The sequence below is a fragment of the Serratia sp. B501 genome, assembly GCF_051172315.1.
In the GTDB taxonomy this organism is placed as follows: Bacteria; Pseudomonadota; Gammaproteobacteria; order Enterobacterales; family Enterobacteriaceae; genus Serratia; species Serratia ureilytica.
In genome coordinates this window covers 159,562-174,939 of record NZ_JBPIZB010000003.1, presented here as the reverse complement: position 1 = coordinate 174,939, position 15,378 = coordinate 159,562, and the positions used below count along the sequence as shown (strand labels likewise).

General features: G+C 61.9%; 13 protein-coding genes, 2 tRNA genes and 1 riboswitch. Of the genes, 8 read left to right on the top strand and 7 right to left on the bottom strand.

Annotated features, from left to right (window positions below):
• Positions 1–22: 22 nt before the first annotated feature.
• A riboswitch (TPP riboswitch) is annotated at positions 23–125 on the bottom strand.
• Between the two features lie 149 nt (positions 126–274).
• From ACSBQV_RS11410 to gap, 4 genes are all read left to right on the top strand, one after another.
• Positions 275–1,297 (top strand): LLM class flavin-dependent oxidoreductase, encoded by a 1,023-nt coding sequence (locus ACSBQV_RS11410; RefSeq protein WP_042784962.1) that lies wholly within the window; start codon positions 275–277, stop codon positions 1,295–1,297.
• A 12-nt stretch (positions 1,298–1,309) separates the two neighbouring features.
• Positions 1,310–2,044: an SDR family NAD(P)-dependent oxidoreductase gene (locus ACSBQV_RS11405; protein WP_099782191.1), complete on the top strand. Its 735-nt coding sequence runs from the start codon at positions 1,310–1,312 to the stop codon at positions 2,042–2,044.
• 126 nt (positions 2,045–2,170) lie between these two features.
• Complete coding sequence (locus tag ACSBQV_RS11400; RefSeq protein WP_099782262.1) at positions 2,171–3,145, top strand: GlxA family transcriptional regulator; 975 nt, start codon at positions 2,171–2,173, stop codon at positions 3,143–3,145.
• Between the two features lie 77 nt (positions 3,146–3,222).
• Positions 3,223–4,233, top strand: a complete 1,011-nt coding sequence (gene gap / locus ACSBQV_RS11395) for a type I glyceraldehyde-3-phosphate dehydrogenase (protein WP_096242382.1) — start codon at positions 3,223–3,225, stop codon at positions 4,231–4,233.
• A 54-nt stretch (positions 4,234–4,287) separates the two neighbouring features.
• Here the strand turns inward: gap and ACSBQV_RS11390 are convergent.
• Positions 4,288–4,363: transfer RNA gene (locus ACSBQV_RS11390), tRNA-Asn, on the bottom strand.
• Between the two features lie 99 nt (positions 4,364–4,462).
• Complete coding sequence (gene mtfA / locus ACSBQV_RS11385; protein ID WP_033643675.1) at positions 4,463–5,263, bottom strand: DgsA anti-repressor MtfA; 801 nt, start codon at positions 5,261–5,263, stop codon at positions 4,463–4,465.
• Positions 5,264–5,355: 92 nt separating this feature from the next.
• Between mtfA and ACSBQV_RS11380 the strand changes: the two genes are divergently transcribed.
• A tRNA-Ser gene (locus tag ACSBQV_RS11380) sits at positions 5,356–5,445 on the top strand.
• A gap of 112 nt (positions 5,446–5,557) precedes the next feature.
• Here ACSBQV_RS11380 and ACSBQV_RS11375 read toward each other — a convergent pair.
• Positions 5,558–6,931 carry an MFS transporter gene (locus ACSBQV_RS11375; protein WP_046687396.1) on the bottom strand — a complete coding sequence of 458 codons (1,374 nt, stop codon included), beginning with the start codon at positions 6,929–6,931 and terminating at the stop codon, positions 5,558–5,560.
• Positions 6,932–7,187: 256 nt separating this feature from the next.
• Positions 7,188–9,083 carry a bifunctional sugar phosphate isomerase/epimerase/4-hydroxyphenylpyruvate dioxygenase family protein gene (locus tag ACSBQV_RS11370; protein WP_099782189.1) on the bottom strand — a complete coding sequence of 632 codons (1,896 nt, stop codon included), beginning with the start codon at positions 9,081–9,083 and terminating at the stop codon, positions 7,188–7,190.
• Positions 9,084–9,312: 229 nt separating this feature from the next.
• Here ACSBQV_RS11370 and pcaH point away from each other — a divergent pair, with 229 nt between their 5' ends.
• Genes pcaH through ACSBQV_RS11355 form a run of 3 tightly spaced genes read left to right on the top strand, consistent with a single transcriptional unit; the run spans position 9,313 to position 11,662 of the window.
• Positions 9,313–10,050, top strand: coding sequence for a protocatechuate 3,4-dioxygenase subunit beta (gene pcaH, locus ACSBQV_RS11365; RefSeq protein ID WP_016927158.1), 738 nt, complete (start codon positions 9,313–9,315; stop codon positions 10,048–10,050).
• Entirely contained in the window at positions 10,050–10,670 is a 621-nt protein-coding gene (gene pcaG, locus ACSBQV_RS11360; protein ID WP_016927159.1) for a protocatechuate 3,4-dioxygenase subunit alpha, read from the top strand. The genes pcaH and pcaG overlap by 1 nt, the downstream gene beginning before the upstream one ends.
• Positions 10,671–10,729: 59 nt before the next feature.
• Positions 10,730–11,662, top strand: a complete 933-nt coding sequence (locus ACSBQV_RS11355; protein ID WP_069100813.1) for a LysR substrate-binding domain-containing protein — start codon at positions 10,730–10,732, stop codon at positions 11,660–11,662.
• A gap of 9 nt (positions 11,663–11,671) precedes the next feature.
• Here ACSBQV_RS11355 and pcaDC read toward each other — a convergent pair whose 3' ends face one another.
• Genes pcaDC through pcaF form a run of 3 tightly spaced genes read right to left on the bottom strand, consistent with a single transcriptional unit; the run spans position 11,672 to position 15,372 of the window.
• The gene (gene pcaDC / locus ACSBQV_RS11350; RefSeq protein ID WP_099782260.1) at positions 11,672–12,826 is read right to left on the bottom strand and encodes a bifunctional 3-oxoadipate enol-lactonase/4-carboxymuconolactone decarboxylase PcaDC; all 1,155 of its coding nucleotides are present in this window, start codon (positions 12,824–12,826) and stop codon (positions 11,672–11,674) included.
• Entirely contained in the window at positions 12,817–14,166 is a 1,350-nt protein-coding gene (locus ACSBQV_RS11345; RefSeq protein WP_033651812.1) for a 3-carboxy-cis,cis-muconate cycloisomerase, read from the bottom strand. Before ACSBQV_RS11345 ends, pcaDC begins: the two co-directional genes overlap by 10 nt.
• 3 nt (positions 14,167–14,169) lie before the next feature.
• Positions 14,170–15,372, bottom strand: coding sequence for a 3-oxoadipyl-CoA thiolase (gene pcaF, locus ACSBQV_RS11340; RefSeq protein ID WP_099782187.1), 1,203 nt, complete (start codon positions 15,370–15,372; stop codon positions 14,170–14,172).
• Positions 15,373–15,378 lie beyond the last annotated feature (6 nt).

The window sequence follows — 15,378 nt, the reverse complement described above, 5'->3', positions numbered from 1 at the left end:
TATGAACAGGCAACGGGTGATCGCGCGGTTGCCTAACCGTCCCTTCGCTGGCATGACCCAGATCAGGTTCAAAGGGTTCGGCTTACGCCATCTCAGCCCGTAACAGGACACCCCTCGGAGCTGCCTGTTATACGACATTTGTTTTTTGATTACAATCGCCGGGCGGCGCGGCGGCAATCGGTTCGTTTAGTGCGATCGGGGGCGATTTTGCTGGCGCAAAGCGCGCGATTTTTGTCACTGTAGGCCCATGTTTTGCCTTTGAGGACGATGCCCGATGAAAAAGATTGGTTTTCTCTCGTTTGGCCACTGGACGCCTTCTGCCCAGTCCGGCACCCGTTCAGCGGCGGATGCACTGCTGCAGTCCATCGATCTGGCGGTCGCCGCCGAAGATCTGGGCGCGGACGGCGCCTATTTTCGCGTGCACCATTTCGCGCGTCAGCTGGGATCGCCGTTCCCGCTGCTGGCCGCCATCGGCGCCAAAACCCAACGCATCGAGATCGGCACCGGCGTGATCGACATGCGCTATGAAAACCCGCTGTACATGGTGGAAGACGCCGGCGCGGCGGATCTGATCGCCGGCGGGCGGCTGCAGCTTGGCATCAGCCGCGGCTCGCCGGAGCAGGTGATCGACGGCTGGCGCTATTTCGGCTATGCCCCGGCCGACGGCGAAACCGACGCGGACATGGCCCGCCGCCATACCGAAGTGTTCCTGGAAGCGCTGCGCGGCGAAGGGTTCGCCGAACCCAATCCGCAGCCGATGTTCCCGAATCCGCCCGGGCTGCTGCGGCCGGAGCCGTTTTCCGCCGGGCTGCGCGACCGCATCTGGTGGGGCGCCGGTTCGAACGCCACCGCCGTCTGGGCGGCGAAGCTGGGCATGAACCTGCAAAGCTCGACGCTCAAGAACGACGAAACCGGCGAACCCTTCCATATCCAGCAGGCCAAGCAGATCCGCGCCTATCGCGCGGCCTGGCAAGAGGCGGGCCATGCGCGCGAGCCGCGGGTTTCCGTCAGCCGCAGCATCTTCGCGCTGGTGGATCAGCGGGATCGCAACTACTTCGGCGGCAGCGGTAAGGAAGGCGACCAACTGGGGTATATCGATGCGCAAACCCGGGCGATCTTTGGCCGCAGTTACGCCGCAGAACCTGACGCGCTGATCGAACAGCTGGCGCAGGACGAGGCCATCGCCGAAGCGGATACGTTGCTGCTGACCGTGCCTAATCAGCTGGGCGTGGATTACAACGCGCACGTCATCGAATCGATTTTAACCCATGTCGCGCCGGCGCTCGGCTGGCGCTAAACGGAGGATGGCATGTCACGCATTTTCATTACCGGTTCGGTGGACGGGCTGGGCCGCGCCGCCGCGCAAACGCTGTTGGACGAAGGGCATCAGGTGATTCTGCATGCGCGCGCACCCGGCCGTCTGGACGCGGTGCGCGATCTGCTGGATCGGGGGGCGCAGGCAGCGATCGGCGATTTGTCCGATGTGCAGCAGACTCGGCAGCTTGCCGAGCAGGTCAATCGCCTCGGCCGTCCGGACGCGGTGATCCACAACGCCGGCATGTTCACCGGGCCGCAGGTGATGCCGGTGAACGTCATAGCGCCCTACCTGCTGACGGCCCTGATCGAACGTCCCAAGCGTATCGTCTACCTGAGCAGCAGTATGCACTTTGACGGCGTGGCGGAGCTGAACGGCGTAGATTGGCTTGGCGGCGCCGCCGGTTCTTATTCGGACAGCAAGCTGTTCGTCACCACGCTGGCCGCCGCCGTGGCGCGCCTGTGGCCCGACGTCATCAGCAACGCGGTCGATCCCGGCTGGGTGCCGACCAAAATGGGCGGCGCGGACGCGCCCGACGATCTGGCGCTGGGGCATGTGACGCAGGCATGGCTGGTGAGCAGCGATGAACCTCAGGCCCTGGCGTCCGGCGGCTATTGGCATCATCAGCAGCGGTTCGAGCCTCACGCGGCGGTACACGACGAGGCGTTTCAAACGGCGCTGCTGGCGCAATTGGCGCGCGCCGGCGGGGTGACTCTGCCACAGATTTAAATGACTATTCCTTCCAGGCCCGTCGGGGTTATCGGCGGGCTTTTTTATGCCCGCAGGGTGAACCGGCGGCGCTTTTCTTATACAGTGGCTTCCTGACCTGTTTTGACCGTTCTCTCTATTATCGCCATGCACACATTCCTGATTATCGTCCCTGAAGGGGGCATGCTGTTCGAAGCGGCGGGCATCGCCGATATCCTGATGCAGGCTAATCGCCTGAGTGCTGCCGAGACGCCGCTGTATCAGATCGCGGTCGCCACTACGCAATCTCACCGAGTGGTGCACGGCCTGTCAGGCCTGAGCCTGCTGGCCGACCATCGCCTGGCGGATCTCGATCCGTTCCTGCCGCGCGATACCGTGATCGTCGCCGGCAAAGGGGCGAGCGAAGAAGAGGGCGCCCTGGTGGCGGATTGGCTGCACCGCGCGGCGCCGCAGACGCGCCGTATCGCCTCCGTTTGCGGCGGCGCACTGTTGCTGGCCGAAGCCGGGTTGCTGGACGGGCGGCGGGCGACCACCCACTGGCGGCTGGCGGAAACGCTGCAGGCGCGCTTCCCGCAGGTGCAGGTCGAAAACGGCCCGATCTACGTGCAGGACGGGCCGATTTGGACCTCCGGCGGCGTCAGCTCCGGCTTCGACCTGACGTTGGCGCTGGTAGAGGACGACTACGGTTTCGTGCAGGCGCGCGAAGTGGCGCAGGATCTGGTGATGTTTCTGCGCCGCCCCGGCGGGCAGGCGCAGTTCAGTCGCTACCCGCTCAACCAGGCCAAATCGCCGGGCCCGATCCGCGACTTGCAATCCTGGATCCTGGAAAACCTCGCCGACGATCTCAGCGTTGAACGGTTGGCCGAACGCGTGGCGATGAGCCCGCGCAACTTTACCCGCGTGTTCACCCGCGAGACGGGCATTTCTCCCGCCAAATTCGTTGAAGAAGGGCGGTTGCATACCGCCAGACAGCGCCTGGAGCAGAGTGCGCAAGGCATCGAACAGATCGCCCTGGCCACCGGCTTTGGCAACGGCCTTAACCTGCGGCGGGTGTTTGAGCGAAAACTGCAGCTGACCCCGAGCGAATACCGCGAACGCTTTCATGCGCGCAATTTGGCGTAAATTGATCGGTAAACGTCATTTACGCCGCTTCGGGGCAGGGCTAGAGTTGAGGCAAAGCCCAAAACGAGGAGTGCATCATGGTGAGAGTAGGCATTAATGGATTCGGCAGGATCGGACGCAACGTGCTGCGCGCGGCGCTGGGGCGCAGCGATTTTGAAGTGGTGGCGATCAACGATCTGACCGACAGCAAGACGCTGGCGCACCTGCTGAAATACGACACGCTTTCCGGCACGCTGGCGGCCAGGGTCGAAGCCGGCGACAACCAGCTGCTGCTGGACGGCCGGCCGATTCAGGTGTTTTCGCAGCGCGATCCCGCCGAGATCCCCTGGCACAGCGTGGGCGTGGACGTGGTGATCGAAGCGACGGGCTTCTTTACCGACAAGGCCAAGGCGGAAGTGCACATCACGCACGGCGGCGCCAAGCGGGTGATTATCTCGGCGCCGGCCAAGAACGACGACATCACGCTGGTGATGGGGGTTAACGATCACCTCTACGATCCGGCGCTGCATAAGGTGGTCAGCAACGGCAGCTGCACCACCAACGGGCTGGCGCCCGCCGCGCAGGTGCTGCATCAGGCGTTCGGCATCGAATACGGGTTGATGAACACTACGCATGCCTATACCAATAGCCAGGCGCTGCACGATCAGCCGGAAAAAGATCTGCGCGGCGCGCGGGCGGCGGCGGAGTCTATCGTGCCTTACTCCAGCGGTGCGGCCAAGGCGCTCGGCAAGGTGATCCCGGATCTCGACGGCAGGTTGACCGGTTACTCGCTGCGGGTGCCGGTGCCGGTCGTCTCCATCGTCGATCTGACGGTGACGCTGAAACGCCCGGCGACGGCGGAGGAGATCAACGCGGCGTTCCGCGCGGCGGCGGCATCCGGCCCGCTGAAAGGGATCCTGGGCTACAGCGATGAGCCGCTGGTGTCGAGCGACTACCGGGGCGATGCGCGCTCGTCGATTATCGACGGCTTGTCCACGCTGGTGATCGGCGGCAATCTGGTGAAGGTGCTTGCCTGGTATGACAACGAGTGGGGCTTCTCCAATCGGTTGGTCGATCTGGCGCTGCTGATGGAAAAGCGCGGGCTGTAAACGCCCAACAGCAAAAATCCCGCTTAAGTTGCCTTAAGCGGGCTTTTCTAAATATGGCTCCTCTGACTGGACTCGAACCAGTGACATACGGATTAACAGTCCGCCGTTCTACCGACTGAACTACAGAGGAATCGTGTGAACGGGGCGCATCATATCCAGCTGCCCCAGGTGTGTCAACGCTAAATTGCCCCAGGCGGTGCGACTGCTCGGTATCTGAGCAATGAGCCTGTCAATCAGCCCATTGCGCGTCGTTTTCCGCCTGGGCGCGCAGCAGGCGCGCCAGCGGATCCTGGCGGTAGAAGCGGCAAAAGTGCTGATACAGCGCCGGGAAGCGTTCGGCCAGCAGCTCGGGGGCGCTGAAGAAGTACTCCGACAGCACGGCGAAGCACTCGGCCGCATCGGTGGCGGCGTAGGCATCCATGCTGGCGGCCTCTTCGCCGACCATGTCGATCTCGTCCTGCAGGCTTTCCATCGCGGCGTGCAGATCGTGCTCCCAGGCGGCCACCTCGCGCAGCGGGATCGGCGGTACGCCGGTGGCGACGCCGCCGTTGCGCATATCCAGCTTGTGTACCGCTTCGTGGATCACCAGATTGAAACCGGAAAGGTCGAAAGAGTCCTGCACGTCTTGCCAGTTGAGCACGATCGGCCCCTGTTCCCAGCTTTGGCCGGACTGCACCACCGGCCCCGAGTGCACCAGGCCGATCTCGTCCTGCCATTCGTCTTCCACCACGAAGGGGGTGGGGTAGAGCAGAATTTCGTTGAAGCCGTCGAGGCACTCCGCGCCCAGCTCCAGCACCGGCAAGGCGAACAGCAGGGCGATGCGCGCCTGCATCTGCGAGGTGAGCTGCAGCCCCTGCAGCGGCACGATGCGCTTTTGCTGCAAAATCTGCCCGGCGACGGCCACCAGCCGCTGCCGCTCTTGCTCATTCAGCGGCGAGAGCAGCGGGATCGCCAGCGCGTCCCGCCACTGTGCCTGGGTATCCGCCTCGGGGTGAGAAGGTTGAGTCGCTTTCCACGGCCATTTAATCATCAGGTTGCTCGTAAAGTCGTCACTTGAACGTTCAGCGGTATGCTAATGCTGTAAAAATGCCGTAAAAGCGGGCATGATAGCAAGCGTTGTCAGGAGAGATGCCGGAGCGGCTGAACGGACCAGTCTCGAAAACTGGAGTAGGGGCAACTCTACCGGGGGTTCAAATCCCCCTCTCTCCGCCATTATTCAATCACTTACGAAAAAATCTTTCAACGATCCCCATCACAGTTAAAGCGCCCCGGCCCTGCAGGCCGACACGCCTTCCCCTTTGTTCTCGATTATTTCCCGACGCAATCAAACATCATTCGAACGCGCATCCAGATAGGCGGCATATTGATGCTCTGTCGCTTGACGCGCCTGATGACGCCGTTTGGCGACGATCATCGCCACCGTCAGCAGGGCGGGAAGCGCCAGGACGGCGAAAATGGTGCTGAAGCTCCAACCGAGCGCCAGCATTTCAGCCCCGGCCAGCGCGCTTAAGATAGCGCCCAAACGGCCGATGCCGTGCATCCAGCTGGAGCCGGTGGCCCGCGCTTCGGTGGGGTAAAAGCTGGCCGACAACGCGTTCATGCCGGTGTTGGCGCCCCCGATGCAGAACCCGATGGCCATCGCGCAGCCGCCCATCAGGAGGGGGTAACCCATCGCCATCCCCATCAGCAGAGTGAACAGCGCCCCCAACCCATAAATCGACGCCAACGCGCGATGCGGTTCGGATCTGTCCATCAACCACCCGGAAAATAGCGATCCTAATGTCCCGCCCGCCTGAAACAGCGCGGTGATGACCGCCGCTTGCGCGATGTTGAAACCGCTGTCTTTAATCAGCAGCGGCAGCCAACTGCCTAAGGTGTAGTACAGAAACAGCGCGCTAAAATACGCGCCCCACAGCATTAAACTGCCGAAGCGGTACCGTGCGCTCACCACCAGTTTAACCGGATGAGTGCAGACCTGGCCCGGCGGGGGCAGAACGACGGTAGAATGTCGAAAATCGCGATCGGGCGCCAGTTTCGCCAGAATGCGCTGAATGCCGCCCTGATCTGCCCGTTTCGCCACCAGGAAACACACCGATTCGGGTAACGCCGCCATCAGCACGGGCGCGAACAGCAGGGGCAAGATCCCGCCGAGCAGCAGCACGGCATGCCAGCCGAAGCGCGGCATCAGCCAGGACGCGGCGAATCCGCCCAAGGCGGCGCCAAAGGTGAAGCCGCAGAAAACCACGGTAATCAAGAAAGCGCGGCGTCGGGCGGGCGCGAACTCCGCCACCAGGGTGCCGACATTCGGCATGGCGGCGCCGAGCCCCAATCCGGTGAGCAGGCGAAATAACATCATCTGCTCCATATTTTGAGAAAACGCCGTCACCAGCGTCCAAACGCCAAAAAAGAACACGCTGTTGATGATGACGACTTTGCGGCCGAATCTGTCTGACAATGGCCCGGATAGCATCGCGCCCAGCGACAGGCCAATCAGCGCCGCGCTGATCACCAGCCCCAGTTCGCGGTTAGTGATTTGCCAATCCGCCTTAAGCTCTGGCGCAATAAATCCCATGATAACGATATCGAATCCATCCAGAGCAATGATGCAAAAGCCGAGCAGCACGATCATCTTTTGCCATTTGCCTAACGGGCGGTCGTCGATCAGCGCCCGAACATTGATTGCGTTGTTTCCCGACATGGGGGTGCTCCCGGTGCAGTAGTTGAGTGTCATCACTATAAGCAGCCCCTGGGTGGACGTTAAACGGCGATAATCGAAAAAATGTGCGTTTATCGGACAATCGAACCGGCGGTGAGTGACGAGGCAGTGTTAACTTTATGTTATGAAAAGGGATTGCCGTGAGAATGGCGGCGCCGGAGGCCACTGAGAGTGTGAGCGCGATCATTAACCTTTTCAGTAAGATGGAAGAACAGGCGGGCCTTGATGGCCCGCGCGATTAACGCATGGCGGTGAGCCGAACCGGGGCGTTGGCGGCCCCAAAGCCGCGGTAGCCGCCTCGGCGCTCCAGAAGTTCGAAGAAGAAGCGGCCTTTTTCATAGGGCACGGTGTAGACATGCAGCAATTCACCGCCCTGATCGTCTCGATCGTAGAGCACATTGCCCGCTTGCAGCTGTGAGAGGAAAGCGGGGTCCAGATCGAAACGCGCTCTGAGATCGTGATAGTAGTTATCGGGAATACGCAGCGTTTTTAATCCGCGCGCCTGCGCCGCTTTCACCATGCTGAACAGATCCTCGCAGCCAAAGGCGACGTGCTGCAAGCCTGCGCCCTGATAGGCGGTTAGCGCCTGGGCAATTTGCGTTTCCCGGCTCACCGACATATTCAGCGGCAGCCGGATGGCGTCGTTGGGGCTGCGCAAGACGCGGCTGCGAACCAAACCCAGCGGATCGGGCAATTCCCACTCGTTGTCCTGCACAAAACCCGGCACGCTGCGCAGGAACATGATCCAGTTGCCGCTCGATTCATCCGCCAGCGCAATCGCCAGGTGATCGATGCTTTGCAGCGCGGGCGGCGGCGCGCTGCGATGCGTCAGATGAAAATCGGCGTGATAAATATCGTTCTTGGGATCTTCGTCCGCTTCCACCAGATAAATCAGGCTGCCGTCCGGTGCGCACAGCGCGGGGATTTGCCGCTCGTTGGGGCCGGTTTCTCCTTGCCAGATGGCGTACCCGTAGTCTTGCGCCCGTTGCAGTAAACGCGCTACGCCGCGCACCCGCCACGCCACGGCGCACAGGGAAATGCCGTGCAGGTGATAATAGCCGCTGGCCTGGCTTTCCGGCTGGGCATTCAGAATGACATTCACTTTGCCGTTGCGATAGAGGGCGACGCTTTTGGAGCGGTGCTCGCCGGCGTGAACCAATCCCAGCTGCGTCAGCCATTGGCCCATCGCCAGCCCGTCGTTGTGCGAGACGGCAAATTCGATAAACTCCAGCGCCCGCAAGGGCGGATGCGGCTGCGAATGGAATAAGGAACGTTCCATGAGCGAGGCCATGGCGTTGGGCAGCAGAGGCTGTTTGGCCAACCAGTCATAGGTTTGCTCCTCCAGCCACAACAACGATCGGAAACCGTCCTGGGCCGTGGGGAGCACCGGCGAGGCGCGGAAACCATCGTTAAATATCTCCAGCGACCAGGCGCCGCGATAGCCATGCGCGGAAAGTTGGGTCATGAACTGGGTCAGATTCAGCTCCCCTTGGCCGGGGAAGCAGCGGAAATGGCGACTCCAGGCGAGCACATCCATCTTCAACAGCGAGGCGTCCGCCAGTTGGACAAACACGATTTTTTCGGGCGGCACGTCCTCGAGGCCATCGAGGTTATCGCCGCGCGACAGGATATGAAAACTATCGAGAATGATCCCCAACGCCGGATGATCTACGGCCTTCACGCGCGCCCAGGCGTCGCGCCACATATTCACGTGACGTCCCCAGGCCAGCGCTTCATAACCGACAGTAATATCATACTCGGCGGCCAACTCTGCCAACGCGCGCAAATCGCTCACTTGCGTGGCCATGTCTTCGCTGCTGTCGGGCGAGACATTGCTGCAGAGCAGCATGCGAGAACAGCCCAGTTGCTGCATGACTTCGAACTTGCGCGCCGCGCGGGAAAGGTTCTGCGCCAGCGTTTCGCGCGGGCCTCCTTCGAAGTCCCGAAACGGTTGGAACAGTAAAATTTCCAGGCCCAGTTCGGCGCACAACTCACGGATTTCCGCCGGTGAGCCGGGGTAGTAGACCAGATCGTTATCGAAAATTTCGACGCCATCAAAGCCTGCGGCGGCGATAGCCCGCAGTTTTTCCGGCAGCGAACCCGATACCGAGACCGTCGCGATAGAACGTTTCATCATTGCCTCCAGTTAAGCGGTCATGGATGACCTGAAAGCGACCATTCAGCAGCGAGGCGGACCACCGACGGGAATTGAATCATGTTATGGACCAAATGAAATGTTTCGTCAATTCAGAACATTCCATTACTTTTGGTTATATAAATCGATCGGTTTTCTCACTTTACTTTTACATATTGCGCTTCCTACACTCTGACGACATGTACCCTCAAATAATAAGGATACCGGGATGAAAAGTGATTGGATGGCGCGAGAACTGGTGCATCGCGATTACAGTCATCACCCGCCGGCGCTGGCGCCGCTGTATAAAACCAGCGTGCTGCGGTCGCCGCGCAATGCATTAATTTCATTGCAAAACTCGCTGTCTGAACTGACCGCCCCCGTCTTCACGCCAACGGATATCGGCCCGCTGGATCACGATCTGATTCTGAATTACGCCAAAGACGGCTTACCGATCGGCGAGCGGATCATCGTGCATGGATTTGTGCGGGATGCCTTCGGGGCGCCGGTGCGCAACGCCCTGGTCGAGGTATGGCAGGCCAATGCGGGAGGGCGCTATCGTCACAAGAAAGATCAGTATCTGGCGCCTATCGATCCCAACTTTGGCGGCTGCGGCAGGATGCTGACCGACGACAACGGGTATTACTGTTTTCGTACGATCAAGCCGGGCCCGTATCCCTGGCGCAATCAGGTCAGCGACTGGCGTCCGGCGCATATTCACTTCTCGCTCTCCGGCGAGGCGTTCGCGCAGCGGTTGATCACGCAGATGTATTTTGAAGGCGATCCGTTGCTCGTTCGCTGCCCCATCTTGCAGTCGGTAGGCAGTGACGATGCGATGCGCACGCTGATTGCCGAGCTGGATATGCACGCCGCCGTGCCGCTGGACAGCCTGGCTTACCGCTTCGATCTGGTGCTGCGGGGCCATCGAGCCACGTGGTTTGAGAACCGTACACAGGGAGCCGCGTGATGAAAAAGTACTTGTCTGAAACGGCCTCGCAAACCGCCGGGCCTTATGTGCACATCGGTTTGGCGCCGCATGCCGCCGGCTTTGATATTTTCGAGCGTAATTTCACCCATGTGTTGACGCAACCGGAGACGCGCGGGGAGCGCATCGTGGTGGAAGGGCATGTCTATGACGGCTCCGGCACGCCGGTTCGAGACGCGCTGGTCGAAGTCTGGCAGGCCAATGCCGCCGGGCGATATCAGCACCCCGCCGACGGCCAGTTGGATAAACCCGACGATCCGGCGTTTCGCGGCTGGGGGCGAACCTGTTCGGATTTCACCAGCGGCCTGTGGCAATTCGAGACGATTAAACCGGGGCGCGTGACGGGGCGCGACGGCCGGTTGATGGCGCCCCATCTCAATCTGTGGATAGTGGCCCGCGGCATCAACATCGGGTTGAACACGCGTCTCTACTTTGCCGACGAACAGGCGGCCAATGCCGAAGATCCGGTGTTGAATCTCATCGAGTGGGAAAAACGGCGCAGCACGTTATTGGCGCAAAGGCGGCAGCGCGGGGATCAGACGGTGTACCATTTCGACATCTGGTTACAGGGCGAGAACGAAACCGTTTTTTTTGATATTTGATCCTCCGTTCGCCCTGACAATGAGCTTGCCGCGCCGGCGGCAAGTTAATACTATAAATCATGAACATGACTTCTCGCTTTAGCCAACGCATCCGCCTTCGTCATCTGCACGCCTTTGTCGCTACCGCGCAACAGGGGACGTTGGTGCGTGCCGCACAGCAATTGGGCATCACGCAGCCCGCGCTCTCTAAAACGCTCAACGAACTGGAAAGCCTGGCCGGCGAGCGCCTTTTTTCGCGCAATCGGCAGGGGGCGGAACTGACCGCCGCCGGAACGCGTTTCCTGCAGGATGCCAGCCGTGTTTTGGATGCGCTGAATGTGTTGGGGCGCACGCTTGCCTCGGACAGCGAGGCGCTGCCGGCGCCGCTGCATATCGGCGCGCTGCCCACCACGCTGGTGAGCCTGGTCGCGCCGGTCGTGGTGGGGTTGCAGCAGCAATCCCCCGGCTGGCGCATGCAGGTTACGACGCTGGCCAACGATGCGCTGATGATGGCGGTGAGATCGGGGCAATTAACGTTAGGTATCGGGCGCATGTCAGACCCCTCCCGCATGGAAGGGCTCAACTTCGAGCTGCTGTACCATGAAACGCTGCGGCTGGTGGTTGCGCCTCATCATCCGCTGTTGCATTCGGATGTCTCGCTGGCGGAGGCGTTGAGCTGGCCATTGGTGCTCTCCCCGCGGGGTACGGTGCCGCGTCAGAATGCGGAGGCGCTCATTGTCAGCCACGGGCTGGCGGTGCCGGAAGGGTGCGTCGAGACGTTGTCGGTTACGCTGGCGCGCTGCCTGACGCTACAGTATGGCTATGTGTGGCTGGTGCCTTACGGCGCGGTGCGTGACGACTTGTTCAGCAATCACCTGCGTGCGCTGCCGTTGCCTACCCAGGGCATGGCCGAGCCGCTGGGCATCATTACCCGGCAAGAGACGCTCTCGCCCCCTGAGCAGCAGCGCCTGATTGCTGCGCTGCGCCAAAGGGTGCTGGATGTGCCGGTATAACCGCGTCTTCTAGTCGTCCGGTCGCCGCCCGGCGTCGTGTTCGGCAAAGACGGACTGCGCCAGATGAAAAGCGGCGTTCGAGGCGGGTAAGCCGCAGTAAAGCGCCGCATGCATCAGAACTTCTTTGATCTCTTCACGCGTGACGCCGTTATTGAAGGCGGCCCGGATATGCATTTTCAGCTCAGCTTCGCGATTCAAGGCGATCAGCATCGCGATGGTGATCAGGCTGCGGGTATGGCGCGACAAGCCCGGACGCGTCCATATTTCCCCCCAGGCGTAGCGAGTGATGAAATGCTGAAACTCCTCGTTGAGCGGCGACAGCGCCGCGAGGGTATTATCGACATGCTCATCGCCCAGCACCGCTCTGCGCACCGTCAGGCCTTGCTGATAACGTTGCCGCTGCGTGAGCTGCTCATCCAAAAAGGCCCGGAACGCGCGGTTAAATGCCCGCCAGGCTTCGATGCTGGACAGGTGGGCGGCGGGCAGGATGACGCATTGCGCGTCGGGAATGCCTGCCGCCAAGGCTTTTGCATCGTCGACGGTCGTTACCGCATCCTCATGTCCGGCGATAACCAGCGTCGGAACGCGGATGCCTGCCAGCTCGGCGCGTAAATCGGCGGTCGCCAGCGCGTCGCAGCAAGCGGCATAGCCCTCGGGATCGCAGGCGGTGAGCTGTTGCACGACGGTTTGCACCTTGACGGGGGCGGATTGGCAAAATGCCGGGGTGAACCAGCGCGCTGCCGCGCCATCGCTGACGGCGGACATGCCGTACTGGCGTACCCGCGCGGCGCGTTCTCGCCAATGCTCCGTCACCCCGATTTTCGCGGCGCTATTGGCGATCGTCAGCGTCAGCAAGCGATCGGCATGAAAGCGCGCCAGCCATAACCCCGTCAGCCCCCCCATGGAGATGCCGCAGAAATGAACCCGATCAATCGCCAGAGTGTCCAGCAGGGACAGCACCTGTTCACCCAGTCGCGCCAGCGAGCCGGGCCGTTCATCGGGCGCAGAGTCGCCGTGGCCGGCAACGTCGTAGCGCAGAATGCGATAGTGGGCGATGAACGCGTCGCGCTGCGGCTGCCACATTGCCAATGAGGTGCCCAGCGAGTTGCCAAACAGAATAACCGGGGCGTTTTCAGGCCCCTCAAGGACATAATTCAACATGATTGCTCCCTTTCGGCCATCGCCAGGACTTGTTGAATGAAACGCTGCGTGCTGCCGGTGGCATTGGCCGGATCGAGCAAGGTTTCCAGGGTTTCCCGGCTGAGTCGGGAAGAGACTTCCGCATCGGCGCACAGAAGGGTTAACAGGGGTTGCTGGGTGGCCAGGGCTTGCCGGCAGCACCGTTCTATATGATGGTGCGCCTGTTGACGGCCGAGGGTGGGGGCCAAGGCCAGGGTAACCGATTCAGCCATGATCAGCCCTTGCGTCAGCGCCAGATTGCGCCTCATCGCCGCTTCATGCACCTCCAGACCGTTAATGAGATCCAGGCTTTGCGCCAATGCCGCCCCGCTCAGCACCAGGAGCTGCGGCAGGCTTTGCCACTCGGCCTGCCAGCCGCCCAGCGCGCGTTCGTGCTCCTGCACCAGGCCGGCATACAATCCGGACATCAACGCAGGCAGACGGTTGGCCGCGCTGAGGATGGCAGCGCAAAGTACCGGATTGCGCTTATGCGGCATCGTGGAAGAGCCGCCGCGTCCGGGGGCCGACGGCTCGCTGATTTCAGCGACTTCGGTCTGCATCAACAAAGACATGTCGCGCGCCAGCTTGCCGAGCGAGCCCGTCAGGCCGGCATACCAACTCGCCAGCTCCAACAACCGATCGCGTTGGGTATGCCACGGCGTGGCGCTGCGCGGCAGGGCCAGCGCTTGCGCCAGCGCCCGCTCAACGCGCTCGCCCTGTTCGCCGAGCGAGGCGAGCGTGCCGGCCGCGCCGCCGAATTGCAACGCGAGCACGCGTGGCCGCATTTCAGCCAGACGAGCCCGATAGCGCAGCAAGGCGTCCAGCGTGCCGGCCAGCTTCAGCCCCAGCGTCGTTGGCAAAGCGTGTTGCAGCCAGGTGCGGCCCACCATTAACGTTGCGCTATGGCGCCGGCATTGCGCCGTCAGCGCCGCAATCAGCTGATTGAGCAGCGCGTCGGTTTTATCGAGCGCGCTGCGCAGTTGCAGCATCAGCCCGCTGTCAATCGCATCCTGACTGGTCGCCCCCCAGTGAACGAAACGCGCCGCTTCCGGTGAGGTTTGCGCCACCAACGCCGTCAATTGTTTGACGAGGGGAATGGCTAAATTGCCCGCCAATCCGGCGGACTGCGTCAGCGCGGCGGCGTCGAGCTTTTCCGCCTGGCAGTGGCTGCGTATGATCCGCGCGGACGCGTCATCGATAATCCCTGCAGACGCCAGGGCCTGCGCCAGGCCGGCTTCGAAATCAAGCATGCCCTGCAGCAGCGCCGTGTCGCTGAAGCAGGGCGTTAATGGCGAAGCCATAAACATTGCGCTATAGAGAGACATTCGTTATATCCGTTCCAGAATCAAGGCGACGCCTTGCCCGACACCGACGCACATGGTGCACAGGGCAAAACGCCCGCCGGTGCGCCGCAGTTGATAAGCGGCGGTCATGGCCAACCTGCCGCCGGATGCCCCCAGGGGATGCCCCAGCGCGATAGCGCCGCCGTTAGGGTTGACCCGTTCCGCGTCATCCGGCAGTCCCAGGGCGCGCGTCACGGCCAGCGCCTGGGCGGCAAAGGCTTCATTCAACTCGATGACGTCCATTTGCGCCAGGCTCAAACCGGTTTGCGCCAGCACTTTGCGGACCGCGGGAACCGGCCCGTAACCCATGATGCGCGGCTCTACGCCGCAGGCGGACATGCCGACCACACGCGCCAGCGGGGCGAGTCCATACTGCACCGCCGCGCGTTCGCTGGCAATGAGCAGGGCGCTGGCCCCGTCGTTGATGCCCGAGGCGTTGCCGGCGGTGACGCTCCCCTCGGGGCGCACGACGCCTTTTAGGGCGGACAGCGCGGCCAAAGAGGTGCTGCGGGGATGTTCGTCGCGAACCAGGCTGAGCGGCTCGCCTTTGCGTTGCGGAATGCTGACGGCGATCAATTCCTCATCAAACAGGCCCAGCTCCTGAGCGCGGGCGGTGCGCTGTTGGCTGCGCAATGCAAAGGCGTCTTGATCGGCGCGGCTGACGGCGAAATCGCGAGCCACATTTTCGGCGGTTTCAGGCATGGTTTCGACACCGAACCGCGCGCGCATCTGCGGGTTGATAAAGCGCCATCCCATCGTCGTATCTTCCATTTTCAGCGATCGGCTGAAGGCGCTGTCCGCTTTGCCGGTGACAAAGGGCGCGCGCGACATGCTTTCCACGCCGCCCGCGATGATGACCTCCGCTTCGCCGCATTTAATGGCGCGCGCCGCCATGCCTACCGCGTCCAATCCCGAACCGCACAGGCGATTGAGGGTGGTGCCCGGCACGGTGTGGGGCAATCCGGCCAACAGCAGAGCCATTCGCGCCACGTTGCGGTTGTCTTCACCGGCCTGGTTGGCGCACCCCAGAATAACGTCATCAATGGCGTGGGGATCCAACTGCGGCAGTCGGGCAAGCAGCGCCTTCAGGGGCAGAGCGGCCAAATCGTCGGCGCGCAGCGCGGATAATGCGCCGCCGTAACGGCCGAATGGCGTACGAACGGCATCGCAGATAAAAGCCTGTTGCATGGCGAT